This is a genomic window from Neobacillus niacini (genome assembly GCF_046591715.1).
Classification (GTDB): Bacteria; Bacillota; Bacilli; order Bacillales; family Cytobacillaceae; genus Neobacillus; species Neobacillus niacini_L.
On record NZ_JAWVNQ010000016.1, the window covers coordinates 19,678 to 43,367 of the forward strand.

At 38.7% G+C, this 23,690-nt stretch carries 22 protein-coding genes; 16 read left to right on the top strand and 6 right to left on the bottom strand.

From position 1 onward, the window contains the following. The first annotated feature begins 33 nt into the window (after positions 1-33). From SFC47_RS22775 to SFC47_RS22810, 8 genes are all read left to right on the top strand, one after another. Positions 34-1,812: a sensor histidine kinase gene (locus tag SFC47_RS22775; RefSeq protein ID WP_411256858.1), complete on the top strand. Its 1,779-nt coding sequence runs from the start codon at positions 34-36 to the stop codon at positions 1,810-1,812. After that, complete coding sequence (locus SFC47_RS22780; protein WP_411256859.1) at positions 1,791-2,582, top strand: response regulator transcription factor; 792 nt, start codon at positions 1,791-1,793, stop codon at positions 2,580-2,582. The genes SFC47_RS22775 and SFC47_RS22780 overlap by 22 nt, the downstream gene beginning before the upstream one ends. A 99-nt stretch (positions 2,583-2,681) precedes the next feature. Beyond that, positions 2,682-3,992, top strand: coding sequence for an extracellular solute-binding protein (locus tag SFC47_RS22785; RefSeq protein ID WP_411256860.1), 1,311 nt, complete (start codon positions 2,682-2,684; stop codon positions 3,990-3,992). Between the two features lie 77 nt (positions 3,993-4,069). Continuing rightward, complete coding sequence (locus SFC47_RS22790) at positions 4,070-4,945, top strand: carbohydrate ABC transporter permease (RefSeq protein WP_411256861.1); 876 nt, start codon at positions 4,070-4,072, stop codon at positions 4,943-4,945. Between the two features lie 17 nt (positions 4,946-4,962). After that, positions 4,963-5,853 carry a carbohydrate ABC transporter permease gene (locus SFC47_RS22795; protein ID WP_411256904.1) on the top strand — a complete coding sequence of 297 codons (891 nt, stop codon included), beginning with the start codon at positions 4,963-4,965 and terminating at the stop codon, positions 5,851-5,853. Positions 5,854-5,882: 29 nt separating this feature from the next. After that, complete coding sequence (locus tag SFC47_RS22800; RefSeq protein ID WP_411256862.1) at positions 5,883-6,500, top strand: YesL family protein; 618 nt, start codon at positions 5,883-5,885, stop codon at positions 6,498-6,500. A gap of 49 nt (positions 6,501-6,549) precedes the next feature. After that, on the top strand, positions 6,550-7,533 hold the full coding sequence (locus tag SFC47_RS22805) for an aldo/keto reductase (RefSeq protein WP_411256863.1): 984 nt from the start codon (positions 6,550-6,552) through the stop codon (positions 7,531-7,533). A 25-nt stretch (positions 7,534-7,558) separates the two neighbouring features. Further along, positions 7,559-9,175 (top strand): glycoside hydrolase family 43 protein, encoded by a 1,617-nt coding sequence (locus tag SFC47_RS22810; RefSeq protein WP_411256864.1) that lies wholly within the window; start codon positions 7,559-7,561, stop codon positions 9,173-9,175. Positions 9,176-9,271: 96 nt separating this feature from the next. Here SFC47_RS22810 and SFC47_RS22815 read toward each other — a convergent pair whose 3' ends face one another. Then, on the bottom strand, positions 9,272-9,772 hold the full coding sequence (locus tag SFC47_RS22815) for a DinB family protein (RefSeq protein ID WP_411256865.1): 501 nt from the start codon (positions 9,770-9,772) through the stop codon (positions 9,272-9,274). Positions 9,773-9,955: 183 nt separating this feature from the next. Here SFC47_RS22815 and SFC47_RS22820 point away from each other — a divergent pair, with 183 nt between their 5' ends. Then, positions 9,956-10,303: a PadR family transcriptional regulator gene (locus SFC47_RS22820; RefSeq protein ID WP_411256866.1), complete on the top strand. Its 348-nt coding sequence runs from the start codon at positions 9,956-9,958 to the stop codon at positions 10,301-10,303. Next, complete coding sequence (locus SFC47_RS22825) at positions 10,290-11,288, top strand: HAAS signaling domain-containing protein (RefSeq protein WP_411256867.1); 999 nt, start codon at positions 10,290-10,292, stop codon at positions 11,286-11,288. Before SFC47_RS22820 ends, SFC47_RS22825 begins: the two co-directional genes overlap by 14 nt. 38 nt (positions 11,289-11,326) lie before the next feature. Here the strand turns inward: SFC47_RS22825 and SFC47_RS22830 are convergent, their stop codons facing one another. Continuing rightward, positions 11,327-12,523 carry an MFS transporter gene (locus SFC47_RS22830; protein WP_411256868.1) on the bottom strand — a complete coding sequence of 399 codons (1,197 nt, stop codon included), beginning with the start codon at positions 12,521-12,523 and terminating at the stop codon, positions 11,327-11,329. Positions 12,524-12,811: 288 nt separating this feature from the next. Here SFC47_RS22830 and SFC47_RS22835 point away from each other — a divergent pair, with 288 nt between their 5' ends. Beyond that, on the top strand, positions 12,812-13,225 hold the full coding sequence (locus tag SFC47_RS22835) for a DUF1761 domain-containing protein (RefSeq protein WP_411256869.1): 414 nt from the start codon (positions 12,812-12,814) through the stop codon (positions 13,223-13,225). A gap of 128 nt (positions 13,226-13,353) precedes the next feature. Here the strand turns inward: SFC47_RS22835 and SFC47_RS22840 are convergent, their stop codons facing one another. Beyond that, positions 13,354-14,211: a hypothetical protein gene (locus SFC47_RS22840; protein WP_411256870.1), complete on the bottom strand. Its 858-nt coding sequence runs from the start codon at positions 14,209-14,211 to the stop codon at positions 13,354-13,356. Between the two features lie 183 nt (positions 14,212-14,394). Between SFC47_RS22840 and SFC47_RS22845 the strand changes: the two genes are divergently transcribed. The 3 genes from SFC47_RS22845 (at position 14,395) to hflX (ending at position 18,083) form a co-directional block, all read left to right on the top strand. Then, on the top strand, positions 14,395-15,777 hold the full coding sequence (locus SFC47_RS22845; protein ID WP_411256871.1) for an L-cystine transporter: 1,383 nt from the start codon (positions 14,395-14,397) through the stop codon (positions 15,775-15,777). Between the two features lie 245 nt (positions 15,778-16,022). After that, a complete protein-coding gene (locus SFC47_RS22850) occupies positions 16,023-16,385 on the top strand; it encodes a VOC family protein (RefSeq protein WP_411256872.1) in 363 nt (120 codons plus the stop codon). 432 nt (positions 16,386-16,817) lie between these two features. Then, positions 16,818-18,083 (top strand): GTPase HflX, encoded by a 1,266-nt coding sequence (gene hflX / locus SFC47_RS22855; protein WP_411256873.1) that lies wholly within the window; start codon positions 16,818-16,820, stop codon positions 18,081-18,083. Positions 18,084-18,130: 47 nt separating this feature from the next. On the opposite strand, the gene SFC47_RS22860 is transcribed toward hflX, so the two are convergent. Genes SFC47_RS22860 through SFC47_RS22870 form a run of 3 tightly spaced genes read right to left on the bottom strand, consistent with a single transcriptional unit; the run spans position 18,131 to position 20,634 of the window. After that, positions 18,131-18,778, bottom strand: coding sequence for a TetR/AcrR family transcriptional regulator (locus SFC47_RS22860; protein WP_411256874.1), 648 nt, complete (start codon positions 18,776-18,778; stop codon positions 18,131-18,133). 36 nt (positions 18,779-18,814) lie between these two features. Then, the gene (locus SFC47_RS22865; RefSeq protein ID WP_411256875.1) at positions 18,815-19,915 is read right to left on the bottom strand and encodes an ABC transporter permease; all 1,101 of its coding nucleotides are present in this window, start codon (positions 19,913-19,915) and stop codon (positions 18,815-18,817) included. Continuing rightward, positions 19,912-20,634: an ABC transporter ATP-binding protein gene (locus tag SFC47_RS22870; RefSeq protein WP_411256876.1), complete on the bottom strand. Its 723-nt coding sequence runs from the start codon at positions 20,632-20,634 to the stop codon at positions 19,912-19,914. Before SFC47_RS22870 ends, SFC47_RS22865 begins: the two co-directional genes overlap by 4 nt. Positions 20,635-20,781: 147 nt before the next feature. On the opposite strand from SFC47_RS22870, the gene SFC47_RS22875 reads away from it, so the two are divergent. Continuing rightward, positions 20,782-21,351 (top strand): TetR/AcrR family transcriptional regulator, encoded by a 570-nt coding sequence (locus SFC47_RS22875; protein WP_411256877.1) that lies wholly within the window; start codon positions 20,782-20,784, stop codon positions 21,349-21,351. A gap of 113 nt (positions 21,352-21,464) precedes the next feature. Then, entirely contained in the window at positions 21,465-23,573 is a 2,109-nt protein-coding gene (locus SFC47_RS22880; RefSeq protein ID WP_411256878.1) for an MMPL family transporter, read from the top strand. The last annotated feature ends 117 nt before the right edge of the window (positions 23,574-23,690 follow it).

Genomic DNA, 23,690 nt, shown 5'->3' on the forward strand with positions numbered 1-23,690 from the left:
ATAGGAATTACATAACTCTGTTTTACAGAATGGGTGATTACCATCATCAAATCAAAATTAGTAAAAATGAATACGTTACGGAATCAGATTTTAGCGGTTTTTTTAATCGTTATGATGCTGGTACTGTCTATCGTATCGGTCATTGTGTACATTCAGGCTGGGAAAATGATGAGAAGTCATGCTGAGAAACAGGTTCAGCAAACGGCCGTAGAAGCAAACGGAAGAATGGAAACGCTTTATAAACAAATTGATACTCTGTCAAATCAACTGGTGACAAATAGTAATATTCAGCAATTGCTGCTTGAAATGTATGAGGGAAGCAGTCTTAATTTTGAGGGCAAACAAACACTGATTAGAGTCATTAATAATTTTCAGGCCTATTCTGATGGGATTTCCGCCTTTGAACTATACACGACAAGCGGTAATCGAATCTATCCTTTTGACAATAAAAAATTGTCCAATGTTATTAATGAGAAATTCATAAATGTCGCTAATCGGGAAAAAGGAAGATTAGTTTGGGTGGGAAAAGATCCTAAAAATAAAGATTACTCCTATGCGATAAGACGTGTTAGTCTTATGGACCGCTGGTTTTCGAATGGCGGCTACCTGGTTGTGAGAATCTCAAATAAATACTTTGAGGTAAAAGAAAACACTCTCGTTAATGGCGAAAAGGATTATATGATGCTGCTGAATTCTGACCAGACTCCAATCACTTCTGATTACGGCATAAATATTCAGAAGGTTCTGTCGAGCAGCAGTGAAACTGTCAGGATAAATAACAAGGATTATATGATCATAAAAGAGACATCTAAGGTTACGGGCTGGACCCTTGTGATCTTAAAACCAATAAGTTTTTTGAGTGAAAGAGTATCACCACTAAGGTCGGCCATTCTTTTTTCGGGATTGATTGGATTCATCCTGTTTTCGGTTTCTGCTATAATCCTCTCAACTGCAATTACTAGACCTATAAAAAAACTCACGAAGACGATGAAAAATGCGAAGATGGATGAGTTAAAGCCGAATCCACAAAGCTATTCTTCAAAAGAATTTATTGAATTAAATAAAACTTATAATAAAATGGTCGAAAATACTAACCATTTAATACAAGAAGTTTATGAAAAAGAGCTTCTCCGCAGCAGGACAGAGTTAAAAGCGCTTCAGGCGCAAATTGACCCGCATTTTCTTTATAATACTTTAAATGCACTCTACTGGTCATTAGAAGACAAAGGAGAGGAGGAGCTGGCAGAGATTGTTATCGCGATGTCGGAGCTGTTCCGCTATACGATTGAAAACAGCGAGAATGAAGAGTGGGTAACACTTCAAGATGAATTAGAACATATCGAACGTTATTTACAGCTAATGAAGATGAGACTGGGCGACCGGTTAATATGGGAAATCTCCGTACCAGAAGGACTCAAGCATGTAAAAATTCCTAAACTGATAATTCAGCCGCTGGTTGAGAATGCAATTCTACACGGAATTGAAAATCATAGAATACAAGGCTGTGTTTCAATCATTGCGGAGAAAGTGGACAACTCATCAAATATCGAAATAATGGTGAATGATAATGGCCCGGGGATCGAAAGTGAAACACTAAAAAAATTAAATGATGCAATTAAAAATAATAATGTTTCCTCCTTTAAAGGGATGGGAATGGCTCTTACGAATGTAAATAAAAGGCTCAGACTCTATTATGAAGACATCACCTTGAAAGGCCTTTATCTAAACAGTGAAATAGGCTGTGGAACGTGTGTAGTATTTCAAATTCCGGGCAAGGGAGAGGCTTTAGGATGGACAGAAAAACAATTCTGATAGTCGATGATGAGCAGACAACCAGACGTGGATTGACAAAAACGTTAGAGAAATGGTCTGAGGGCAAATATCAAATTCTTAGTGCAGCAGACGGACAAGAGGCGAATGAGTTATTTAGCCAATCCAAAATTCATTTATTGATTACTGACATTTGCATGCCGGAAATGAATGGCTTAAACCTATTAAAGGGAATAAAGGAAAAAGGTTATAAACCCGTTGTAATCATTATTTCTGGGTACCCTGATTTTGAATATGCCCAAGAAGCAATTCGTTTAGGGGTCATCAATTATCTCCTTAAACCTTTAAGCAAGCAAAAGTTGATTGAAGCCGTAGAAAAGGCGCTAGAGGCTGAAGCTAGTATGGAGAGAGCTGATCATTTGGAAAAGGTGGCAGATAAAAAACTATTAAATCTTGAAGCATCTGGGAGACAGTCAAATTCGGCTATAAAAGATGCCATTGCTTATGTGAATGATCATGTAACAAAACCCATTACATTGAGAGAAGTCGCAGAGGCGGTTCATTTAAATGCTAGTTACCTCAGTGTGCTTTTTAAAGAGCAGACAAAACTGACATTTAGTGAATATGTAACAAGGAATAGGCTGCAAATAGCAAAAAATCTATTGTTAACCACTAATGTTCCAATTGAAGAAATTGCCCAACAGGCAGGGTATCAAACAGCTAAATATTTCATTAAGATCTTTAAAGATTACGAGGGTATAACCCCAAGCAAGTATAGGAAGCTATCAGAACTAGATGAAGCTACAATCTAAAAATAGTGGAATTTTCCCCAATCGCGGTTACCTTACCGCGATTTTTCAATGATGTTAGTATTTTACATGTAAGAGATAAATCTATTGGGGGGTTAGAAAATGTTTAAGAAAGCGCATACACTTATGCTCGTACTAGTACTGCTTCTGACAGCTGCACTTGCTGCCTGCAGCGGAACTGACAAAGCTGGGAGTGAAAGTGATTCCAAGAAAACGATTAAATTCATGCACCTTTGGCCGGCAGGAAGCTCTAAACAGCAAAACTTAATTGTAACTGACATCATTAAACAATACGAAGAAAAAAACAAGGGTGTAAAGGTTGAAGTTGAAGTATTAGAAAACGAACAATACAAAAACAAGATTAAAGTATTGTCTTCCTCAAATGAACTGCCAGATGTTGGTTTTACTTGGGCAGCCGGATATATGACACCTTTTGTTAAAGGAAAATTGTTTGCGGAATTGGATGATGTTTTGAATGACGGTTTGAAGGATTCATTCGTCAGCGGCACAACTGAAGCTTACGCTCTAGACGGAAAAACATATGGTTTACCGCTAGAATTGAACATTGCTCCAATTTATTACAATAAACAAATTTTCGAAGAGTATAATCTTGAAGTACCTGAAACCTATAGTGATTTCACAGAGGTTGTCAAAACACTGGCTAGTAAAGGAGTGGCTCCAATCGCACTTGGTAACAAGGACCGATGGACAGGTTCGCTATGGTATATGTACTTAGCCGATCGCTTCGGTGGTTCAGATGTCTTAAACAAAGCGATTGACCGTTCAGGTTCCTTTGAGGACCCAGCACTTATTGCTGCTGCTGAGGAAATTCAAAAGCTTGTAAATGCAAACGGATTCAATAAAGGTTTTAACGGACTTTCAAACGATGAAGGAAAATCTGAATTCTTAAATGGCAAAGCTGCGATGTACCTAATGGGAACATGGGAATTGCCTAACTTCACAACGAACGAAGAAATTCCAAAAGAGTTCCGTGATAGTGTTGGCTTCTTTAAATTCCCTACTGTTGAAGGTGGAAAAGGGAATATTGACAGCTGGGTTGGCGGACCTGGTGTAGGGTTGTTCGTGGCTGAAAATTCAAAGGTGAAAGACGAAGCAAAAGATTTTGTTAAGTTCTTTGTTGAAAAATGGGGCGAGCAATCGGTAGAAAAAGCAGGTGTAATACCGGCAACAAAGGTAGATACAGAAAAGGTTGATCTGCCAGATTTATATATTGATGTATTAACAGAATTAAATAAAGCGAGCAATCTAACATTATTTGCAGATGTTCAAATGAGTGCATCTGTTGCGGAGACACACTTAAATCTTATTCAATCATTATTTGGCAATGAAGTGAAACCAGAGGATTACGCTAAGCAGCATGAAGAAGCACTTGAGGCGGATGAAGGAAAATAATCTAGGTACTCAGGAAAAAGGGACATATCTTAATCAAAGTGGGTATGTCCTTTTCTTTTGAAAGGAGTTGAAACAAGATGAATAAAGTCATGTCTAATAAAAAAGTAATTGCCCTTTACATTGCACCTGCCCTCTTTTTAGTACTTGCCTTGATATACGTCCCCATTGTACAAACAGGTTATTTTGGCTTAATGAAATGGAACGGGATTGAGGAAATGGAATTTATTGGTTTAAAAAATTATTCTAACCTCATTAATGATCCTGTTTTTTGGAAAAGTGCACTTCACTCATTTTTGCTAGCATTATTTTCAGCAGTTAGTTTGATCGGTTATTTGTTCATTTCAATCATTCTTGCCGGTAAAATTAAGGGCGCAGATTTATTAAGAAAAATTTACTTAATCCCAATGCTGCTTGCTTCCGTTGCGATTGCACAGCTTTGGTTAAAAATTTATCATCCGACAAATGGAATTTTAAATACCATTCTCACTCTTCTTGGAGTCGAAAACCCGCCAGCATGGCTCGCAGATGCGAACTTAGCACTCTACGCCATCATTGTTCCGATCATCTGGCAATATGCTGGCTTCTATATTTTGATTTATTATGCTGCACTTAAAAACATTCCTGAATCGTTAATTGAGGCAGCGAGGATCGATGGTGCTTCTCATGTGCAAATCGCACTCAAGATAAAGCTGCCATTAATCATGAATGTGATTAAAGTAACGATTGTTCTAGCTGTGGTAGGATCACTAAAATACTTTGATTTGATCTATGTCATGACAGGCGGGGGACCAAATGGTGCTAGTGAGGTTATGGCTTCATATATGTACCAAAAAGCTTTTAAGGGATTTGACTTTGGATATGCAAGTGCGATTGGGTTCTTCCTTCTAATCATCTGTCTGGTTGTAACCTACATCATCCGCAAACTTACGGTAACCAATAACGATATCTATTAATAGAAAGGGGGATTATGATGGACACGGTAAAAGCAACAGAATCACCGATGCTTGTAAAGACCGCGTTTGGCGGGAAGTCTCTTGTGAACAGGATTGCCTATGGGATTATGTATTTATTCCTTATTATTGTGGCTATTTTTCAACTATTTCCGATCATCTGGTTATTTCTTTTTTCACTGAAAAACAATCAGGAAGTATTCAATATGTCTCCTTTTGCGCTGCCGCAAAATCCTAAATGGGAGAACTATGCAAAGGTTTGGACGGAGGGAAATATTAGCCTTTACTTTTTTAACAGTGTGACTTATACAATCGCAGCCGTTATCTTAACCGTTGTGTTAGCTAGTATGGTGACCTTCGCGATTACTAGAATGCATTGGAGAGGCGCTAAGCTTGTATTGGGATTATTTATGGTAGGGTTAATGATACCAGTCCATTCTACGCTGATTCCACTTTTCAGTACTTTTACAAAAATAAACTTAATTGATAATCCGCTATCGGTCATTTTGTCTTACACCGCCTTTAATCTTCCGATAACAATTATGATCCTGTTAGGTTTCTATGAGACACTTCCGCGTGAGGTTGAAGAAGCAGCTGTAATAGATGGTGCAAGTATTCATCATATCTTTTTCAAAATTACACTGCCGATGACGGCTCCCGTAATGGCCACAGCAGCCATTATTAATATGATTTATAACTGGAATGAATTTGTATTTGTGAATACGTTTATCAGCTCTGATTCCTTTAAAACACTCACCGTTGGAATTCAGAATTTTATTGGGCAGTATACAACCGATTGGGGTGCGATTGGGGCAACACTTGTCATTAGTATTCTCCCAATATTACTGGCCTTCTTAATATTGAGTAACCGTATTGTCGAAGGAATTGCCTCGGGTTCAGTGAAAGGCTAGGGAAGGGTGATTAGACTTTGCAAAAAACAATGGGGAAACTATTTACGGTATGCGAGTGGGTCATGCTGCTAGCCTATGTCAATCTATTATGGTTCCTCTTTACCATTTTAGGTTTCGTTATCTTTGGTATCACGCCTGCAACCATCGCACTGTTTACAATCGTACGAAAATGGCAGATGAAAGAAACGGAGATCCCAATTTGGAGGACGTTCCTTACCGTTTACAAACAGGAATTTAAGAAATCTAATAAGCTGGGGTTATGTCTCATTCTAATCGGAGCTTTTCTCATTCTTGATTTTCTCTTTTTGAGAACGATAGAGGGAACCCTTCATGCAGCATTGTTTGCACCTTTACTAATTATTTCAAGTCTTTATATCATCACGATGCTGTTTATTATTCCGGTCTATGTTCACTATGATTTAAAAATAATGGACTATCTAAAAAATGCGTGTTTTTTGGGAATCCTAAATATTCATATGACATTATTGATGCTGGGAGCTGTAGGGGCAATCGTATTCTTGAGTTTTTACCAGCCGGGATTAATCATATTTTTCAGTATGGTTTCCGTTGCATGGACCTTGATGTTTGGCGGTTTGTATAGCTTTAAACGTATTGAAGAAAGGCAAAGAGAATTGAATACAAATTAATATTTTATGGAGAACATATGGTGGGTGTAATCACGAAGGAGGCTGGAATTTGAATTATCGTGAACTAGGAAATACAGGGTTGATGCTTAGTGAGGTAAGTTTTGGAACGTGGGCGATTGGCGGTTCCTGGGGGAAAACAAGTGACAGTGAGTCCCTAAAAGCACTGGAATATGCGATTGACCAAGGTGTAAATTTTTTCGATACCGCTGATGTCTATGGAGATGGCCATAGTGAAGAGTTATTAGCAAAAGCAACAAAAGGCAGGGAAGATCAAATTTATATTGCGACAAAGTTTTGCCGTAAGGGTGATATTTTTTCACCAGATAATTATTCTTACGAGGCCGTCTCCTCTTATTGTGAAGACAGTCTGCGCCGGCTGGGCCGTGAAGCAATTGATTTGTATCAGATTCATTGCCCGGCAACCGAAATTCTAAAGGATGGCCAGGTATTTGATGTGCTCAACCGGCTGCAGCAAGAAGGCAAAATCCGTCACTATGGCGTTAGTGTGGAAAGCGTTGAAGAAGGTTTGATTTGCCTGGAAAATCCAAATGTAAAAAGCCTGCAGGTAATTTTTAATCTATTCCGTCAGAAGCCATTAGAGGTTCTCTTCCCTAAAGCCTATGAAAGCGGTGTAGGAATTCTAGTAAGATTGCCGCTGGCAAGCGGTTTGCTTACTGGCAAATATACACTGGACCATGTATTTGAAGAAGACGATCATCGCTCATTTAACGAAAATGGGGAAGCGTTTAATGTGGGCGAGACCTTTGCCGGACTTGGATTCAAAAAAGGTGTGGAATTATCAAATCAGGTAAGGTGGATGGCAGACGGAAGACCATCGATGGCAAGTGCTGCACTTCGCTGGATTCTCGACCAAAAAGAAGTAACCTGTATTATTCCTGGCTTTAAAAATACCAGCCAGATTACCGGAAACCTTGAAGCATTAACCACTAAACCTTTTTCCGAAGAGGAGAAAGATAAACTGCAAGTTTTCTATGAAGAACAGGTAAAACAATATATTAGAGGACCTTATTAATTTTATAGATAAAGGGAGTGGGAAAATGGCTGTCATTCGAAATCCAATTTTAACAGGTTTTAATCCCGATCCAAGTATTTGCCGTGTCGGGGAAGATTATTATATTGCTGTATCTACATTTGAGTGGTTTCCTGGTGTAGGGATTTACCATTCCAAGGATTTGAAAAATTGGAGATTAAGTGCTAGACCTTTAAATCGGGTAAGCCAATTAAATATGATGGGTAATCCGGATTCGGGCGGTGTATGGGCACCTGCCCTTTCCTATCATGACGGACAATTTTGGCTTATTTATACAGATGTGAAAGTGGTCGAAGGGCAATGGAAGGATTGCCATAATTACCTGACAACGTGCGAAACAATCGATGGCGAATGGTCAGACCCTATCTATTTAAATAGTTCAGGCTTTGATCCATCTTTATTCCATGATGAAGACGGAAAGAAATATTTGGTGAATATGATTTGGGACCAGCGCGTAAACCATCATAATTTTTATGGAATAGCCTTACAGGAATATAGTGTAGAACAACAAAAGCTAATAGGGAATAGAGAAGTGATCTTTAAGGGAACGGACATTAAACTAACAGAAGCCCCTCACCTTTATAAAATAAATGGCTATTATTATTTATTAACAGCAGAAGGCGGAACGAAGTATGATCACCAGGCCACAATTGCCCGGTCGAAGGAGCTGAGAGGTCCTTATGAAGTCCATCCAGAGAACCCGCTGATTACTTCCTTTCATGCACCTAGAAATCCACTCCAAAAAGCAGGACATGCGTCCATCGTACACACGCACACAGATGAATGGTTCTTAGTGCATTTGACAGGCCGTCCATTATCAAGAGAGGGTCAGCCTTTATTAGACCCACGCGGCTATTGTCCGCTCGGAAGAGAAACAGCCATTCAGCGATTAGAGTGGAAAAATGATTGGCCCTATGTAGTGGGCAGTAATCAGCCTTCCCTTGAAATTGTAGGTCCAAATATAGAAGAAGTTAAGTGGGATAGAGATTTTCCAGAGAAAGATGATTTCGATTCCGAAACGCTTAACCTCCATTTTCAAAACTTAAGGATTCCATTAGGAGAAAATGTTGTTTCCTTGAAAGATAATCCTGGACACTTAAGGCTGTATGGAAAGGAATCCTTAACATCAAAATTTACTCAGGCCTTCGTTGCTAGACGCTGGCAGCATTTTACCTTTACAGCAGAAACAAAAGTGGCCTTTAACCCATCTTCCTTTCAGCAATCTGCGGGTCTAGTAAATTACTACAATACACAAAACTGGACATCGTGCCAGATTTCATGGAATGAAGAAAAAGGCAGGATCCTTGAACTAGTAACCTGTGATAACTTCACCTTTAACCAGCCCCTTCAAGGAGAGGAAATATTGGTCCCGAGTGAGGTGGAGTACGTTTACCTGCGAGTGGAAGTAAGAAATGAAGTCTACCAATACTCTTATTCCTTTGATGGAACAAAATGGCTGAAGGTCCCAGTGAAATTCCAATCACATAAACTATCTGACGACTATATCCAAGGCGGCGGCTTCTTCACAGGTGCATTCGTCGGCATGCAATGCCAAGACACATCCGGACAAAACCTGCACGCCGACTTTGATTACTTTATTTATAAGAGTAATGATGACAAGTGATGGTGAAAAAGTGATGGTGACAGGCACCGCTAATGTACAATTGTACGCCTGGGGTGGACAGTGAAGAAGAGCTGACAATGGTCAGCTCTTTTCGCTTTATAATTGGGATTTAATTTCTTTAATTTGCTTGATATGCCGTTCTTCATGGAGATAGATTAGTTCGACCCATTGGTCTAACGGCATATAACCGAAGATTGGGTGCTTGGTTGATTTTTCGGCCAAGATTGACTTATCTTCTAGCTGATTATAAAACTCTAAAAATAGGTTTCTTGATTTATTTAAGAGCTCTTTGATCTGCTGATAATCCAGGTGATCGTCGCCAGGTGCCACTATTTCTGGAGCTTTAGCCTTCTGGGAGCGGTCGGCTGCCAGCTGAACGGGTACAGGCTCTGCCTTTCTCCCATTACTCTTACTAAGCCCATAAATGATGGCTTGGGTGAAAACACTTTCCGAAAGGTACAAATGGTGGCAAACCTGGGCAAGACTCCATGTGTCCTCGTCAAGCTTTTTATTCAGTTTTTCATCACTTAAACCAGAGATCTCATGTAACAACTTCTTCCTCGTTGCAGTTAGATTCTCCACTACATCTAGGTGCATAACAACCCCCTCCTTCAATAAGCATTCCATATTGTTTATATTCGCCTTATTTAAAAATATGCCTTAAAACTAATTTTTGGAAAATATTATTGAAATTGAATTGTTATGTGAACCACAATAGTGTATGATGCATAGTATAAAGTATAGTGTATGACGTACAGCATGAACAAAGGAGGTGGCAAGATGAGTACTTTATTAAACTCATTAACAACAGAGTTAAGACGAGGGACCTTGACATTGGCGGTGTTAAGTCAGCTGCGGACACCGCAATATGGTTATTCTCTTGTCCAATTATTAGAACAATGTGGAATATCAATTGAGCAGAGTACACTATATCCGCTGCTCCGCCGGCTGGAAAAGCAAGAGTTAGTTACAAGCAGCTGGGATACAACGGAAAGCAGACCGCGAAGATATTATGTGTTAACGGAATATGGCAATGAGATTTTTCAGCAATTAAAGAAAGAATGGGAAAAAACTTCCCAAGAACTATCCTTATTATTAAAAGGAGATGAAAGTGATGAGAATGATTGATTTATATATTCAAGAGGTTACCCGCAGGCTGCCAGAAAAAAGCCGAGAGGATATTGCCCTTGAGCTGCGTTCTACAATAGAGGATATGCTACCGGATGATTATACCGAGGAAGATGTAAAGCTTGTCCTTGAAAAAATGGGAAATCCGGCAATCCTTGCGAGCGGGTACCTGGATCGTCCCATGCATTTAATTGGCCCGCGTTATTATGATGTCTATATCAATCTGCTAAAAATAATTCTCCCCATTGCTGCAGTCATTTCCCTGATTTCATTGATAGCGAATACGATAGTTTCCTATTCTGGAGAGGAAGCTGTTTTAAATGTCTTATTAGACGTAATAGGATTAGGGATTTGGAAAATCCTGAGCACGTGTATTCAAGTGTTTTTCTGGTTAACGGTCGTGTTTTCGATTATAGAGCGAACAGATCATAAGAAAAGTCAGACACCTTTAACGGCTTGTTTTAAGGAGTGGACGCCAGATGATTTAAATAATATTCCTTATATTCCAAAGGAAAAGGCTATTTCAAAGGTTGAGGTATTTCTTGGCCTACTATGGACGGCAATCTGGGCAAGTGTTTATTTTAATGCCTCTAGTCTTGTAGGAGTCTATGAAAAAGGAAGTAATGGTCTCGAATTTGTAATGCCAACATTCAATCAGGAGGTTCTGTTGTCCTATTGGCCATTGGTGGTTGCTGTTATTGGGCTGGAGATTGCCTTAGATCTGTATAAATTGATGAAAGGTCAATGGACTAAGAGGATTGCAGCTCTTAATACGGTCATGCAAGGTTTCTCCTCTGTTGTATTTATTATCATCATTAGCAACAATCAATTATTTAACCCAGCCTTTGTTACCTATATGGCTGACCTATTTAGTATAACTGGTGATGTTGGAAACTGGTTTATCTGGGGTTCAATTTTTACTGTTCTATTATTCGCTGCCATAGATATTTATCAAGGCTTCCGAAAAGCCAGTATCAAGAAATAACAAAAGGCATCATCCATATAGGATGGTGCCTTCATCATTTAATTTCCCTGTTTTACAGGCTGAAGCTGATTATTTTTTAAATAAAAGATGATCGTGATGAGAATGGTCAGGCCGCCATATAGGACACACATTTGCTGTAGACCAATAAAATCTAGGAAGAATCCAGTTAAAAGCAGTACGATTTGGAAGCCAATCCTATCAAGCATATTTCGGAATGAGAAGAATCTTCCGTGGAAATCCTTTGGTACCTTGGTTTGGAAAATGGTTGATGCTGTTGGATAGAAGCAGCCAACAGAAAAACCAAAAACCAGAAAAGCTCCAATGGTTATAAGTGTTACATCTGCAAAGTAAAGCAGAAGCTGAGACAGACCGACGAGTATGGAACTGCTAAATAAAATGGTGTTAGAAGATAGTTTGTCACTGATCTTTTTAATGAAGAGAGCACCGATCATAAAGGAAACGCCTTCAGCTGCATATATCCAGCCTTTGATGGCGGTACTATCCTGGAGTTCACTAATGTTAATCACCAAAAGGTTGAACCCGCCTAGAAACAATAACGGGACGAGTGTCATCAATAGAGTCATGAAAACAATTGGAAGACCCTTAATAACAGGTAATACATCTTTAAAACTAGTTTTTTCATTGGTCTTTTTCTTTGTTGAAGAAGGCACATTATTTTCCTCAAAGTCTAGGAACCAAGTTAAAATGAGTAATCCCAGGTAGGCAGCGAGAGAACCGATATAGAGCATCGATAAGGGTAGGAGTACCAAGAGAATCCCCCCGAGCGCTGTACCAACAATCCGGGAAAGAGTGGATACATTCATATGTACCCCATTTAATTGAAGCAGATCCTTATCTTTAACAATTAGTGGAATCGTTGCTTGCAGTGCCGGAAAATAGAAGGCAGCAGAAATTTGAATTGAAACAAAAAAGACAAGCATCCACCATACTGAACCAGTTGCAATTGCGATTAGCATAAATATGACACTGATTGTTCGTAATACTCCCGACCATAACATGACGGTTTTCTTACTGATCTGGTCAGTGATTCTGCCTGCATACGGTCCAACGGCAATTCCTGCCAGAAGGCCTGCAGCCATTAGAAGAGATTTTAAGAAATCCGAAGGTATTTTTTCTTGCATGAATTCTAGGTTTCCGATAATCCCAAGCCATAAACCAAGGCCGGCAATAAATTCCCCCGTTAAAATAATCCAAACATTTCTGTTCTTCCACATAAGCTGGCCTCTCAATCTTGTAATAGTAACATCTAACATCCACTATCATAATTCAAAAGGTAAAAGATTGGTATAAATACTTTTTTAAAAAATTAATTTATATCGAAGCCAGACTTTCACCAAGTTTTCACCATTGTCTTATAAACTTCAAACTATCAAGAACGAATGGTAATGGAATACAGGGATCATTACACTAAATTAGTATCCATCCCTTATTTACCTTGAATATACTGGAAATACCTGCCTATAATGGGTGTAAGATATCTGTATTCGAGTGGGGGAAAGCAAGTGGATTTTCAACAGGCAATGGATTCAATTAATTATTTGGCAGTATTAACCGCCGCATTATCCGCTTTCGTAATTGGAGGACTTTGGTATTCAGTATTATTTGCAAAACCATGGATGGAAGAAAACGGGTTTACGGAAGAAAAATTAAGGAATAGCAATATGGCAATGATATTTGGAGGTTCCTTTGTATTATCCTTCATCATTTCCTTCATACTCGTCATGTTTCTAGGTCCTGAAAGAGACGCCATCTTTGGAGCGTCTGCGGGACTCATGGCAGGACTCTTCTGGGTAGCAGCTGCAATGGGAATCACCTACCTATTTGAAAGAAAATCATTAAAACTATACCTAATCAACGCCGGCTATCACGTAATAACCTTCACCATCATGGGGTTAATACTGGGAATGTGGCGATAATAGTGCTGGTGTCAATGTGCTGGTGCCTGTCACCAAGGTGACACCTTGGTGACAGGCACCGCTCGTGGACACTGTCCACCTGAGGCGGACAGCAGCCACCCAAAAAAGCCTGATCCTAATATTTAGGGTCAGGCTTTTTTGGGTGGCGGGCCATTTGAAAGTATCTTGCTAAAAAAGAGTGTTAATTTCAATAATATTACTGATAGTATGACGTAATACCATAGGTCCCACCAGACCAGGCTGTGGAGGATGCCTGCTTTTTGCAGGAGAATGTTCACACAATATATCAAAAGGGACGTTAACACATATTTTAACCATCTTAACTTCCAATGACGTTTGGCAATCCATATATAGAAAAGGCTGGCACTTAAATAAAAGATGGCACTAAAAGCAGTGGTATCTTGGGAATGATGGGCAAACCAACCAAGTTCATAATATCTATTGGACAAAAACATAATAGGAATAATATGAAAAGATCCAGAGAAGGGACCAACAATTAAAAACAGCAATAATGAATGCAGGAACCCATTTAATGGATTCGATAACAGCTGATGGAACACTTTTGCTAACGGGAAGTAGACAAGCAGCCCAAGAGATGTGAAACCAATCTTCCACCAATTATGAGAATAGATATTTAGCTTCAGAAATGTCCATTCAATTCCTGCAATAAGACCAATTAAAAGGAATATTGTAGTCCAATTCTTTCTAAGGGCTGCAATATGCGTTGCAATAGCCGGCAGTGTTAATGCATTTGAGGCGATTGCCCCCATATTACTATCATAAAAGGAATCGTGCTTAATAAGTTTGGGATAATAGTGGTAACTATGAGCAAAGTTATATATCACTGCTTCTATGATATAACCCAGCCCGACCATGGTGACAAAAAGCAATAGATTCCTGCTGCTTCTTGTTTTTATGCAGACATAAATTAACAGAAGAATACTTAAGATACCCAGTCCCAGATACCAGTAAGAATTAAAATCCATATTTCGATCTCCTTCTGTTTTGAGTGTTAGCAGGTAGTATTCATCAAAGTGAGAAATTTATACAAATTATTAGAATACAAAAACATATTATTCCGACTTGACTGATAGGAATAAATATAATAATATTTTCATAGACTAAATTGCAAAACAAAAAAATATATATAATTTAAGGGGGGGAACGCGATGAATGCATTTCTAATTATTGTGAATGTTGCAGTATTGCTTTTACTCATGTTCGGTTTACGCATCATGGCAAAGAAACATGTATCATTCTCAAAACGTGTATTCACTGGTTTAGGTTTAGGTATTATTTTTGGTTTTATTATTCATTTAATTTACGGTACAGATTCTGAGGTTACAACGGAATCAATTGCTTGGTTTAATATTGTCGGTTCAGGTTACGTTAAGTTACTACAAATGGTTGTAATGCCGCTTGTATTCATTTCCATCGTAGGAGCTTTTACAAAATTAAAATTAACAAAGAATATCGGTAAGATCAGTATCCTTGTAATAGGTATATTACTTGGAACAACTGCTATTTCTGCGGCAATTGGCATTGGTACATCTTTAAGCTTTGGTCTTGATGGTATCGAACTAACTGAAGGTGAAGCAGAAGCAGCTCGTAATGCAGCGTTAGAAGAAAGAGTTGTTACGGTAGAATCGATGACCATTCCGCAGCAAATTCTTGAGTTTTTCCCAGCTAATCCATTCGCGGATTTAACAGGTGCTCGTGCTACTTCAACGATTGCTGTTGTAATCTTTGCAGCTTTTATCGGAATAGCTTACCTTGGAGTAAAGCGTAAAGAGCCAGAACATGCTGAACTTTTCGCGAAAATTATTGATTCTCTATATTCAGTAACGATGAGAGTTGTTACATTAATCCTTCGTTTAACGCCATATGGTATTTTAGCAATTATTACAAAGGTTGCAGCAACAAGTAACTATGACGCGATTGTAAAATTAGGTAAGTTTGTTATCGCATCTTATGTAGCACTTATTCTTGTATTTATTGTTCATTTATTGTTATTAACAATTGCAAAAATTAACCCAGTAAACTTTGTGAAAAAAGCTTTACCAACTCTAACATTTGCCTTTACTTCTCGTTCAAGTGCAGGAACACTGCCGTTAACGATTAAGACGCAAACAAAAGACCTTGGAGTTTCTGAAGGTATTGCAAACTTTGCAGGTTCATTTGGACTAACAATTGGTCAAAACGGTTGTGCCGGGGTATACCCAGCGATGCTCGCAGTTATGGTTGCACCAGCAGCAGGTATTGATCCACTTAGCCCAGGATTTATTCTTTCATTGATTCTTGTAGTAGCTATTAGCTCATTTGGAGTAGCAGGTGTTGGTGGTGGTGCGACATTTGCAGCGCTAATCGTATTATCTGTTATGAACCTTCCAATTGCCATCGTGGGTCTATTAATCTCCGTAGAACCACTAATTGACATGGGACGTACAGCTCTAAACGTAAGTGGAGCCATCACATCTGGAGTCCTAACAAGTAAAGCAACAGGCGAATTTGATAAAGAAGTATACCAACAGCCAAATATTGTTGAAGCGTAGGGTGAAGTTAAAACCGGTTTTAACACCGGTGACAGGCACCACACGTGGACACTGTCCGTGTGGTATGGACACTTTGGGATTTACTGGATAGTCTTGATGACTATCCAGTTTTTTTGGGTTAAAATACTAATCAAACGTTTGATTAGATCGGCTGCTAAACTAATCAAACGTTTGATTAACTAGCCCTGATGCATTGGGAGTAGCTTGTTATGATTTTGGAAGTGAAGAAAAAGGAGGCTATTTTAATGATTACAAATATCGCAACTGTAGCAGTTTATGTGGAGGATCAGCAGAAAGCAAAGGATTTTTGGACAAACGTAGTGGGCTTTGAAGTAAAAGCAGAGTTTCCAATGGGACCTAATGCACATTGGCTGGAGGTAGGTCCACAAAATGCAGAATCACACCTGGTTATTTATCCTAAATCAATGATGCAGGGCCATGAAAACAGAATGGCATCGATTGTGTTTGCTTGTGATAATGTTCTGGAAACATATGAAAACATGAAAACAAATGGAGTGACTTTCAACGGAGAACCCAATACGATGCAATGGGGAACCTTTGTACAGTTCAGTGATGAAGACGGAAATGAGTTTTTATTAAAGGGATAAATTGTCGTAATTTGTGTGATTATTGTAATTGTTTACCAGTAATTTTGGTGTTATGATGAATGTAGTTATAAGAAATGGAGGTTTTCCAGATGAAGTATCGCAGATTCAGATTCCAAGATTTGAACCGTTAACTAAATAACGTTCAAGCTCTGCCAGTGCGTGCGGAGTAAATGGGATTGGTCTGCCTTATTTTTAAGGGTACCTTTATTTTACGGTAAGTAAAAAAGAGGGGGCTAAGTCTGCCCTCTTTTTTGCTGTCTTTAAAAATAATGATGAATACGAAATATATCTCTACTTAACTAGTATGGGTATTTTTGGAGCAGGAGTCCAAAGCAAAGCCAGATAAGGAATTATCGGGTCTCTTTGCATTGTCTTTTCCATTTACGTAAGCACAGGCGGGCAGTCTGTGTTTTTTATTTTTCCCAAAAAGGAATGGAGGAAGAAAAGATGAGAGAAAAGGCGATAGTAGTCGGAGTTAATATTAATCATCAACACGACTTTCATTATTCCATGCAAGAATTGAAGAACCTGGCAAGAGCCTGTCATTTAGAAGTTGTTGGCGAGCTGACCCAAAGCTTAAGTAAATTTCATAAAGCTCATTATATCGGAACAGGGAAGATAAACGAAGCGACTCAGCTCATTCAACAGCTGGATGCTGAGGTTGTCATCTTTAACGATGAATTAACAGGTTCGCAAATTCGTAATCTTGAGAAAGAACTCAATAGCAAAGTGATAGATCGGACGATGTTGATTCTGGATATATTTGCAGAGCGTGCCAAAACAAATGAGGCTCAAGCCCAGGTTGAAATGGCAAACCTTCAATACATGCTTCCTCGTATCGCTGGTCAACGTGAATCCCTAGGCCGGCAGGGCGGCGGCGTGGGCTTAATAAACAGAGGATCTGGTGAAACAAAGTTAGAGCTCGACCGCAGGAAGATTGAAGAAAAGATTACAGCTTTAAAGAAGGAATTAGATGGAATGATTACAAAAAGGGAAACTTTGAGGAATTCGCGAAAGAAAAGTGGGATTCCGCTCGTTTCCTTAGTAGGTTACACAAATGCAGGGAAATCAACCATTTTAAACGCCCTCTTAAAGAAAAGTAATCATTCCGATCATAAACAGGTGTTTGAGAAAGACATGTTATTTGCAACACTTGATACTTCAGTTAGAAAAATAAAACTTCCTAATTGCCAGCCATTTTTGCTATCTGATACCGTCGGTTTTGTAGATAAGCTTCCACATCATCTAGTGAAAGCCTTTCGGTCCACCCTCGAAGAAGCAGCAGCTGCCGATGTACTGATTCATGTTGTTGATTATTCAAGCTCAAATTTTCAAAAACAGATAGAAGTAACTAATCAAACACTAAAAGAAATGGGAATTGAGAATATCCCGACAATCTATGCCTTTAATAAGGCTGATTTGGCGGATGCGGAATATCCAGCAGTCAGGGGCAATAGAGTCTATCTTTCTGCCAAACAAAACCTAGGTTTGAATGAACTAGTTGAAAAGATTAACCAGCAGATTTTTAAAACTCCTATCCATTGTGAAATGCTTATTCCTTTTGATCATGGGCGATTAATCTCCTATCTTAATGAAAATGCCAATGTGCTCTCCACAAGATATGAATATAACGGAACTCTGTTATCGCTCGAATGTAACAGCAATGATTTTGAAAAATACAAACAATATATCATCTAAAAAGAAACCCCCTTCAATGGCCGATTCCACCAGAAGGGGGTTAAAAACTATTCCTTTTTTCCAAGACCATGCATAATAAAATGAATGGTTCTATCAATTTCAAGCTCATCGTCCCAGTCCAAATGAGGAAAAAGGATATAACGGGAAACCAAAAAGCCAAGAATATTGGTAATCGTTAACCGTGCTATTGTTTTTGGAGGCATATCAATGAGCAGCCCTTTTTCTTGATAGCCTACAATTACTTTTTCAACCCGCTCAAAAATCGTTTCCACAACAAGCTCGAAAAATTGTTCACGTAATTCCGGCTGGAAGGGAATTTCTTGCAACATAATTTTCACGACAGGCAGCATCCGGATGAGAAGATCTCTTCTATTCTCAATGGTGGCTCTCAAAAAGTCTTCGACGGTTTCGTACTCCCGTTCAAGCACTTTATTAAAATCCTTTACCACTAAAGGAGCAATAAATTTTGTCATTAGCGGGGCAACAATGGAAACCAGCAATTCCTTTTTCGTTTTGTAATGCCGAAAGATGGTTCCTTCGGCAACCCCTGCTTTTTTTGCAATCTCGCTCGTCGAGGAAGCAGCATATCCTTTTTCAGAAAAGGTTTCAATTGCAGCGACAATGATTTTCTTTTGCTTTTCCGTTAATGTATCTTCATCAAATAATTGCTGCAGCATTAATTCTTCTTCAGTCATTGTTAACTCCTTCTTTTCACAACAAAATCAGGCACATCATATTTTCCTATATTTCTTCAATGCTACTATATTTAAAACAATGAAGACAAGAGCAAAGCCGAGCAGCACCAAAAGTTCGTCACTGATTGCATTAAATCCTGCCCCTTTATACATAACTTCTACTAAGGCATTTCCCCCATAATACATCGGCATGCATTTTGCTAGTACCTGCATCCATCCAGCCATCGACTCAAATGGGAAAATACCTGCAAAAAAGACCTGTGGGATGATGGCAATCGGTATAAATTGCATCATTTGGAACTCTGAATTAGCAAAAGCTGAAAGAAGAATACCAAGTGACAGCGCCACTAATGCAAGGGTTAAATTAATGACAGCCACATGCCAGAACGAACCTGCGAGTGTAATATCTAACACTTTAACCGCATACGAAATTACAATAATGGTTTGTACGACTGCAAATAGTCCATACCCGAGTAAGTAGCCAAAGACAATATCCCTTCTTTGAATAGGTGTTGCCAGCAAGCGTTCAAGGGTGCCAGTGGTTCGTTCACGTAATAACGCAATCCCAGAAATTAAGAACACAAAGAAGAAGACAAAGAATCCAACAAGGATAGGACTTAATTGATCAAAAAAGATGGTGTCTTTATTTCCATATATATAGGATGTTTTTAGTTCAGGTGTTTTGACGATATCCATTTTTAGTGGATTCTCTGGCAGTTTACTCTGAATATCTTTCATGAATGTGGAAAAATTCAAAGATTGTTCTTTAGCCTTCTCTGCTGCAATCGCCTGCTGCACCTTTATTTGTAAGGCCTTTGCCGCATTAGGCTGATCATTTGTAAGAGTTAATGAAACTTCTTCTCCACCCATTTCAAGAATTCCATCTAAATCTTTATCTAATAAGATATCGATTGAGTTTTCATCAACCGCAAGAACAGTAATGTCACTATCTTTTAATCTTTCAACTAGCGTGTCATCTGTATTCATCACACCAAGTCTGGGGTCGACAGTATTTCCAGCAAGGAGATAGTTTAGGAGTGTGAGAATCAATAATGGTGCCACCATCATTAAAGCTAAAGCACGTTTATCACGGAGCATTTGGCGAAATATTCTCTTAACCATAGCGATTATACTCATAGCTGCTTCCCTCCAGCCTTTAAAAATACCTCTTCTAAGCTTGTGATATCATACTGTTGCTTCAATTCTGCAGGAGAACCGCTTGTGATGATTTCACCATCGCGTACCATAGCAAGCCTGTCACATTTTTCAGCTTCATCCATGACGTGAGTTGTCACCAAGATTGTTTTTCCTTTATCTTTTAAGCGATACAGCTCATTCCAAATGGATTGTCTTAACTCTGGGTCTATACCAACTGTCGGCTCATCTAAAATAAGGATTTCGGGATCCTGTATCAAGGCAACGGCCAGAGACAACCGGCGCTTCATCCCTCCAGAATAATTCTGGACCTTCTTTTTCAGATCATCCCTCAAGTTAACTAAATCTGCTGCATAAGCAATCCGCTTTTTTTGCTCTTCTTTTTTAAGCTTAAAAAGTGATGCAAAGAAAGCAAGGTTTTCTTCCCCTGTTAAATCGGAATATAACGCATCCGCTTGAGCCATATACCCAATTCTCTGTAAAAGCTTTAAATCAGGAACTGCAGTATTCAATACCTGGACGCTGCCTTGGTTTGGCGGATCCATACCCACGATAATCTTTACTAATGTTGTTTTGCCGGAACCCGATGGACCGATTAACCCAAAGATTTCTCCTGAACCCACTGCTAAATTAATCTGATGGAGAACTTCCTTTTTTCCAAAGCTTTTGCTCACTTCATTAATAACTATTGTTGATGCCATTTTGATCAACCCTCTCCAAAATGAGTGATTACTCACTCTAATTATAACAAAAAAATACCTGAGGTAAATAGGGATCCTAATGGACTTTACTAAAAACTTTTGCCATTATGTTATACTATTCTCAGATAGTAAATCGGGGGTGAAGTGTTGGCACGCGAGCGGAAATTTAATACGGTAGAGTTATTCCATGAAGCAAAGCAGCTTCTTTTAGAAAATGGTTATGACGGCTTTACCTTCAGCCTATTAGCTGATCGGATGGATGTATCAAGGGCAGCCTTATATAAATACTATGAAAATAAAGAAGAACTCATAACGGACTTTATGATTTACGAGATGGAAGAGTTCCTCCATGAATTAAAAGCGATCGAAGAACTTGAAGGCTTTGACAAGCAATTCGATTTTTTGATGGATTTGATTTTTAAGAAAACAGAAATACAGCACCTAATCAAGGCAGCTTTACATGTCATTGCAAGGCTCGCAGATTCAAATGTAAATAAAGAAAAGCTGGAAAAGCTTCCATTAGAAATGTACAAGTATTTACAAAGTTTTATCCTGAAAGGAAAGGAAGAGGGGAAACTGAAGTCCCATATTCCGGATAGTCTTATTATTGGCCTTATCCTTCAAACTGTTGCTATTCCCAACCATTTTGGAATTCCACATGACGAATGGCTTAAATCAATAAAGGAAATCATTGGTCATGGAATATTCACGACTTGATAATTGACACAGGTGTAACTTTGAAAGATAATGAAGTTGTTAATGTGTCATTTATTTTTTTATTAAAAGTTACATTAGTGTTACTTAGATTCTTATAAAGGAGCTCAAAATGTATGAATTCATTCTTACGACCTATAACCGATCGAGTTACCTCAAAAAAGGGTATGTGGATAACGCTTGGAATCTGGCTATTGGTGACGATATTGTTGTCAGTTCTTGCCCCAAGTGCGAAAGAATACGAGGTATCAAGTATTGACAGTATTCCGGCAGATGCAAAGTCTATTATTGCCCAAAATAAGGTGGATACCTATTTTGAAAGTAATGAAGGGATACCAGCAATATTAGTCTTTCAATCAGACGGCAAAAACATAGAATTATCCGACCTAACCCCATTATTTGAAAATATTGAGCAAGTAGAAGGAATAAAGGAATATGTTCCATTAACGAATATGCCGCCTCAGGCGACTGCAAATTTCTTCTCAAAAGATCAAAGTACGCTGATTCTTCCAATAACGTTCGAATCATCTTTAGAATCAAAGGAAATAAGAACGTCACTTGAGAAAATTGAGAAGATTGTAAAGGAAAATACAGAACTAAGCATTTACTCAACCGGTCCAGCAGGAATCGCAGTGGATTCCCTAAATCTCTTTTCGCGTGCTGATTTAGTTTTATTATTTTCAACGGTAGGTTTAATCTTAGTCTTATTAATCGTTATATACCGTTCTCCATTGTTAGCATTGATTCCGCTGTTTGCTGCAGCATTTGTCTATCAGGTTGTGAATCAGGTACTTGGTTTGATGGGAAAGGCAGGATTATTGATTAGTAATCAAACTTTTTCCATTATGACGATTCTGCTGTTTGCAGCAGTTATAGATTATTCGCTATTTGTCTTCTCACGCTACCGTGAGGAGTTGAAGAAATTCGATAGCAAATTTGAGGCGATGAAACAAGCTATGAGAGAAACAGGGACACCTGTTTTCTTCTCAGGAGGTACTGTCTTAGCCGCAATGCTTGTCTTGTTCTTTGCACAGTTTGGCGATTATCGTAACTTTGCACCTGTTTTCGCAGCGGCAATGTTTGTTATTATGCTTGCTTCGATTACTCTTGTTCCAGCCCTGTTTACTTTATTTGGAAGAAAATCATTTTGGCCTAAGATTCCAAAGGTGGGCGAGGAAAGTGTTAAATCTAGTTCTATATGGAGTAGAATTGGAAAATTTGTCGTAAAGAAACCAGTGGTTTCAGCCTCTGCAATTGGAGTCATCCTATTAGTATCTGCCCTTAACATGTTTAATTTAAAGTATGAGTTCGATACAATGAAGTCGTTTCCGAAGGATATGCCTTCAAGGCAGGGCTATGAAATATTAGAAGAAAAGTTTGAAAAAGGTGACCTCGCTGAAACAACTGTATTGGTTGAAGCGGAAGAAGAGATTACCCCTGAACAGCAGGCAGCATTACTCGAAACTCTTAGCGGCCAAGAGCTGGTCTCAAACGTCCGTCCAAATGGTACGACATCAGACCAAAAGGTAGTCCAATATAGTCTCACGTTCAAGGAAAGCCCGTATGCAGTGGAGACCATGGATGCTCTGGAAAAGATGAGAGACAATGCTGATAAGCTGTTAGCAGAAAGTAATCTTGAAGGAGAACTTCACTTTGCAGGCGAAACGGCTAAGAAAGTGGATGATCGTGCAACAAATGACAGAGATCTTATCGTGATTGTTTTGCTTGAATCTGTTTTGATTTTTGCGATGTTAATTGTATTGACAAAATCATTTAAAATGCCGATTTATATGATGGGTACGATATTAATTTCTTTCCTTGCGGCCGTAGGGTTAGGGATGTTTTTAAGTAATTTATTCTTTGATATCGACACTATCAGTAATCGTGTTCCGCTCTATTCATTTGTCTTTTTAGTTGCACTTGGTATTGATTACAATATCATTTTAATCTCAAGATTTATGGAAGAAAGAAAAAAACATCCTGTGAAGAAAGCTGTGGAAATTGCCGTATCAACCACTGGCGGTGTGATCTCTTCAGCCGGCATTATTCTTGCTGCTACATTTGCCGTATTGATGACCCAGCCAATCCAATTATTGTTCGTTTTTGGTTTTATCGTTGCTGTTGGTATTTTATTAGATACATTCCTTATCCGAGGAATCTTACTGCCAGCATTAATTATTTTCTTTGAAAAAGATCATCCAGCAGTATCGAAGGATGTTCAATAAAAGGAAGGAAGTACCAAGGATCTCGGGTCTTTGGTACTTCTTTTTTGGTTATAACTCCCAACTAAATAAAAATATTACATATGGTATTAGATAAATTTCTAGTTTATTATATTAAAT

Coding starts and splice junctions, on each gene's coding strand:
- SFC47_RS22780 (WP_411256859.1), top strand. CDS start 1,791: ATGGACAGAAAAACAATTCTGATAGTCGATGATGAGCAGACAACCAGA.
- SFC47_RS22785 (WP_411256860.1), top strand. CDS start 2,682: ATGTTTAAGAAAGCGCATACACTTATGCTCGTACTAGTACTGCTTCTG.
- SFC47_RS22790 (WP_411256861.1), top strand. CDS start 4,070: ATGAATAAAGTCATGTCTAATAAAAAAGTAATTGCCCTTTACATTGCA.
- SFC47_RS22795 (WP_411256904.1), top strand. CDS start 4,963: ATGGACACGGTAAAAGCAACAGAATCACCGATGCTTGTAAAGACCGCG.
- SFC47_RS22800 (WP_411256862.1), top strand. CDS start 5,883: ATGGGGAAACTATTTACGGTATGCGAGTGGGTCATGCTGCTAGCCTAT.
- SFC47_RS22810 (WP_411256864.1), top strand. CDS start 7,559: ATGGCTGTCATTCGAAATCCAATTTTAACAGGTTTTAATCCCGATCCA.
- SFC47_RS22815 (WP_411256865.1), bottom strand. CDS start 9,772: ATGCACCTAGATGTAGTGGAGAATCTAACTGCAACGAGGAAGAAGTTG.
- SFC47_RS22820 (WP_411256866.1), top strand. CDS start 9,956: ATGAGTACTTTATTAAACTCATTAACAACAGAGTTAAGACGAGGGACC.
- SFC47_RS22825 (WP_411256867.1), top strand. CDS start 10,290: ATGAGAATGATTGATTTATATATTCAAGAGGTTACCCGCAGGCTGCCA.
- SFC47_RS22830 (WP_411256868.1), bottom strand. CDS start 12,523: ATGTGGAAGAACAGAAATGTTTGGATTATTTTAACGGGGGAATTTATT.
- SFC47_RS22840 (WP_411256870.1), bottom strand. CDS start 14,211: ATGGATTTTAATTCTTACTGGTATCTGGGACTGGGTATCTTAAGTATT.
- SFC47_RS22845 (WP_411256871.1), top strand. CDS start 14,395: ATGAATGCATTTCTAATTATTGTGAATGTTGCAGTATTGCTTTTACTC.
- SFC47_RS22850 (WP_411256872.1), top strand. CDS start 16,023: ATGATTACAAATATCGCAACTGTAGCAGTTTATGTGGAGGATCAGCAG.
- hflX (WP_411256873.1), top strand. CDS start 16,818: ATGGAGGAAGAAAAGATGAGAGAAAAGGCGATAGTAGTCGGAGTTAAT.
- SFC47_RS22860 (WP_411256874.1), bottom strand. CDS start 18,778: ATGACTGAAGAAGAATTAATGCTGCAGCAATTATTTGATGAAGATACA.
- SFC47_RS22865 (WP_411256875.1), bottom strand. CDS start 19,915: ATGAGTATAATCGCTATGGTTAAGAGAATATTTCGCCAAATGCTCCGT.
- SFC47_RS22870 (WP_411256876.1), bottom strand. CDS start 20,634: ATGGCATCAACAATAGTTATTAATGAAGTGAGCAAAAGCTTTGGAAAA.
- SFC47_RS22880 (WP_411256878.1), top strand. CDS start 21,465: ATGAATTCATTCTTACGACCTATAACCGATCGAGTTACCTCAAAAAAG.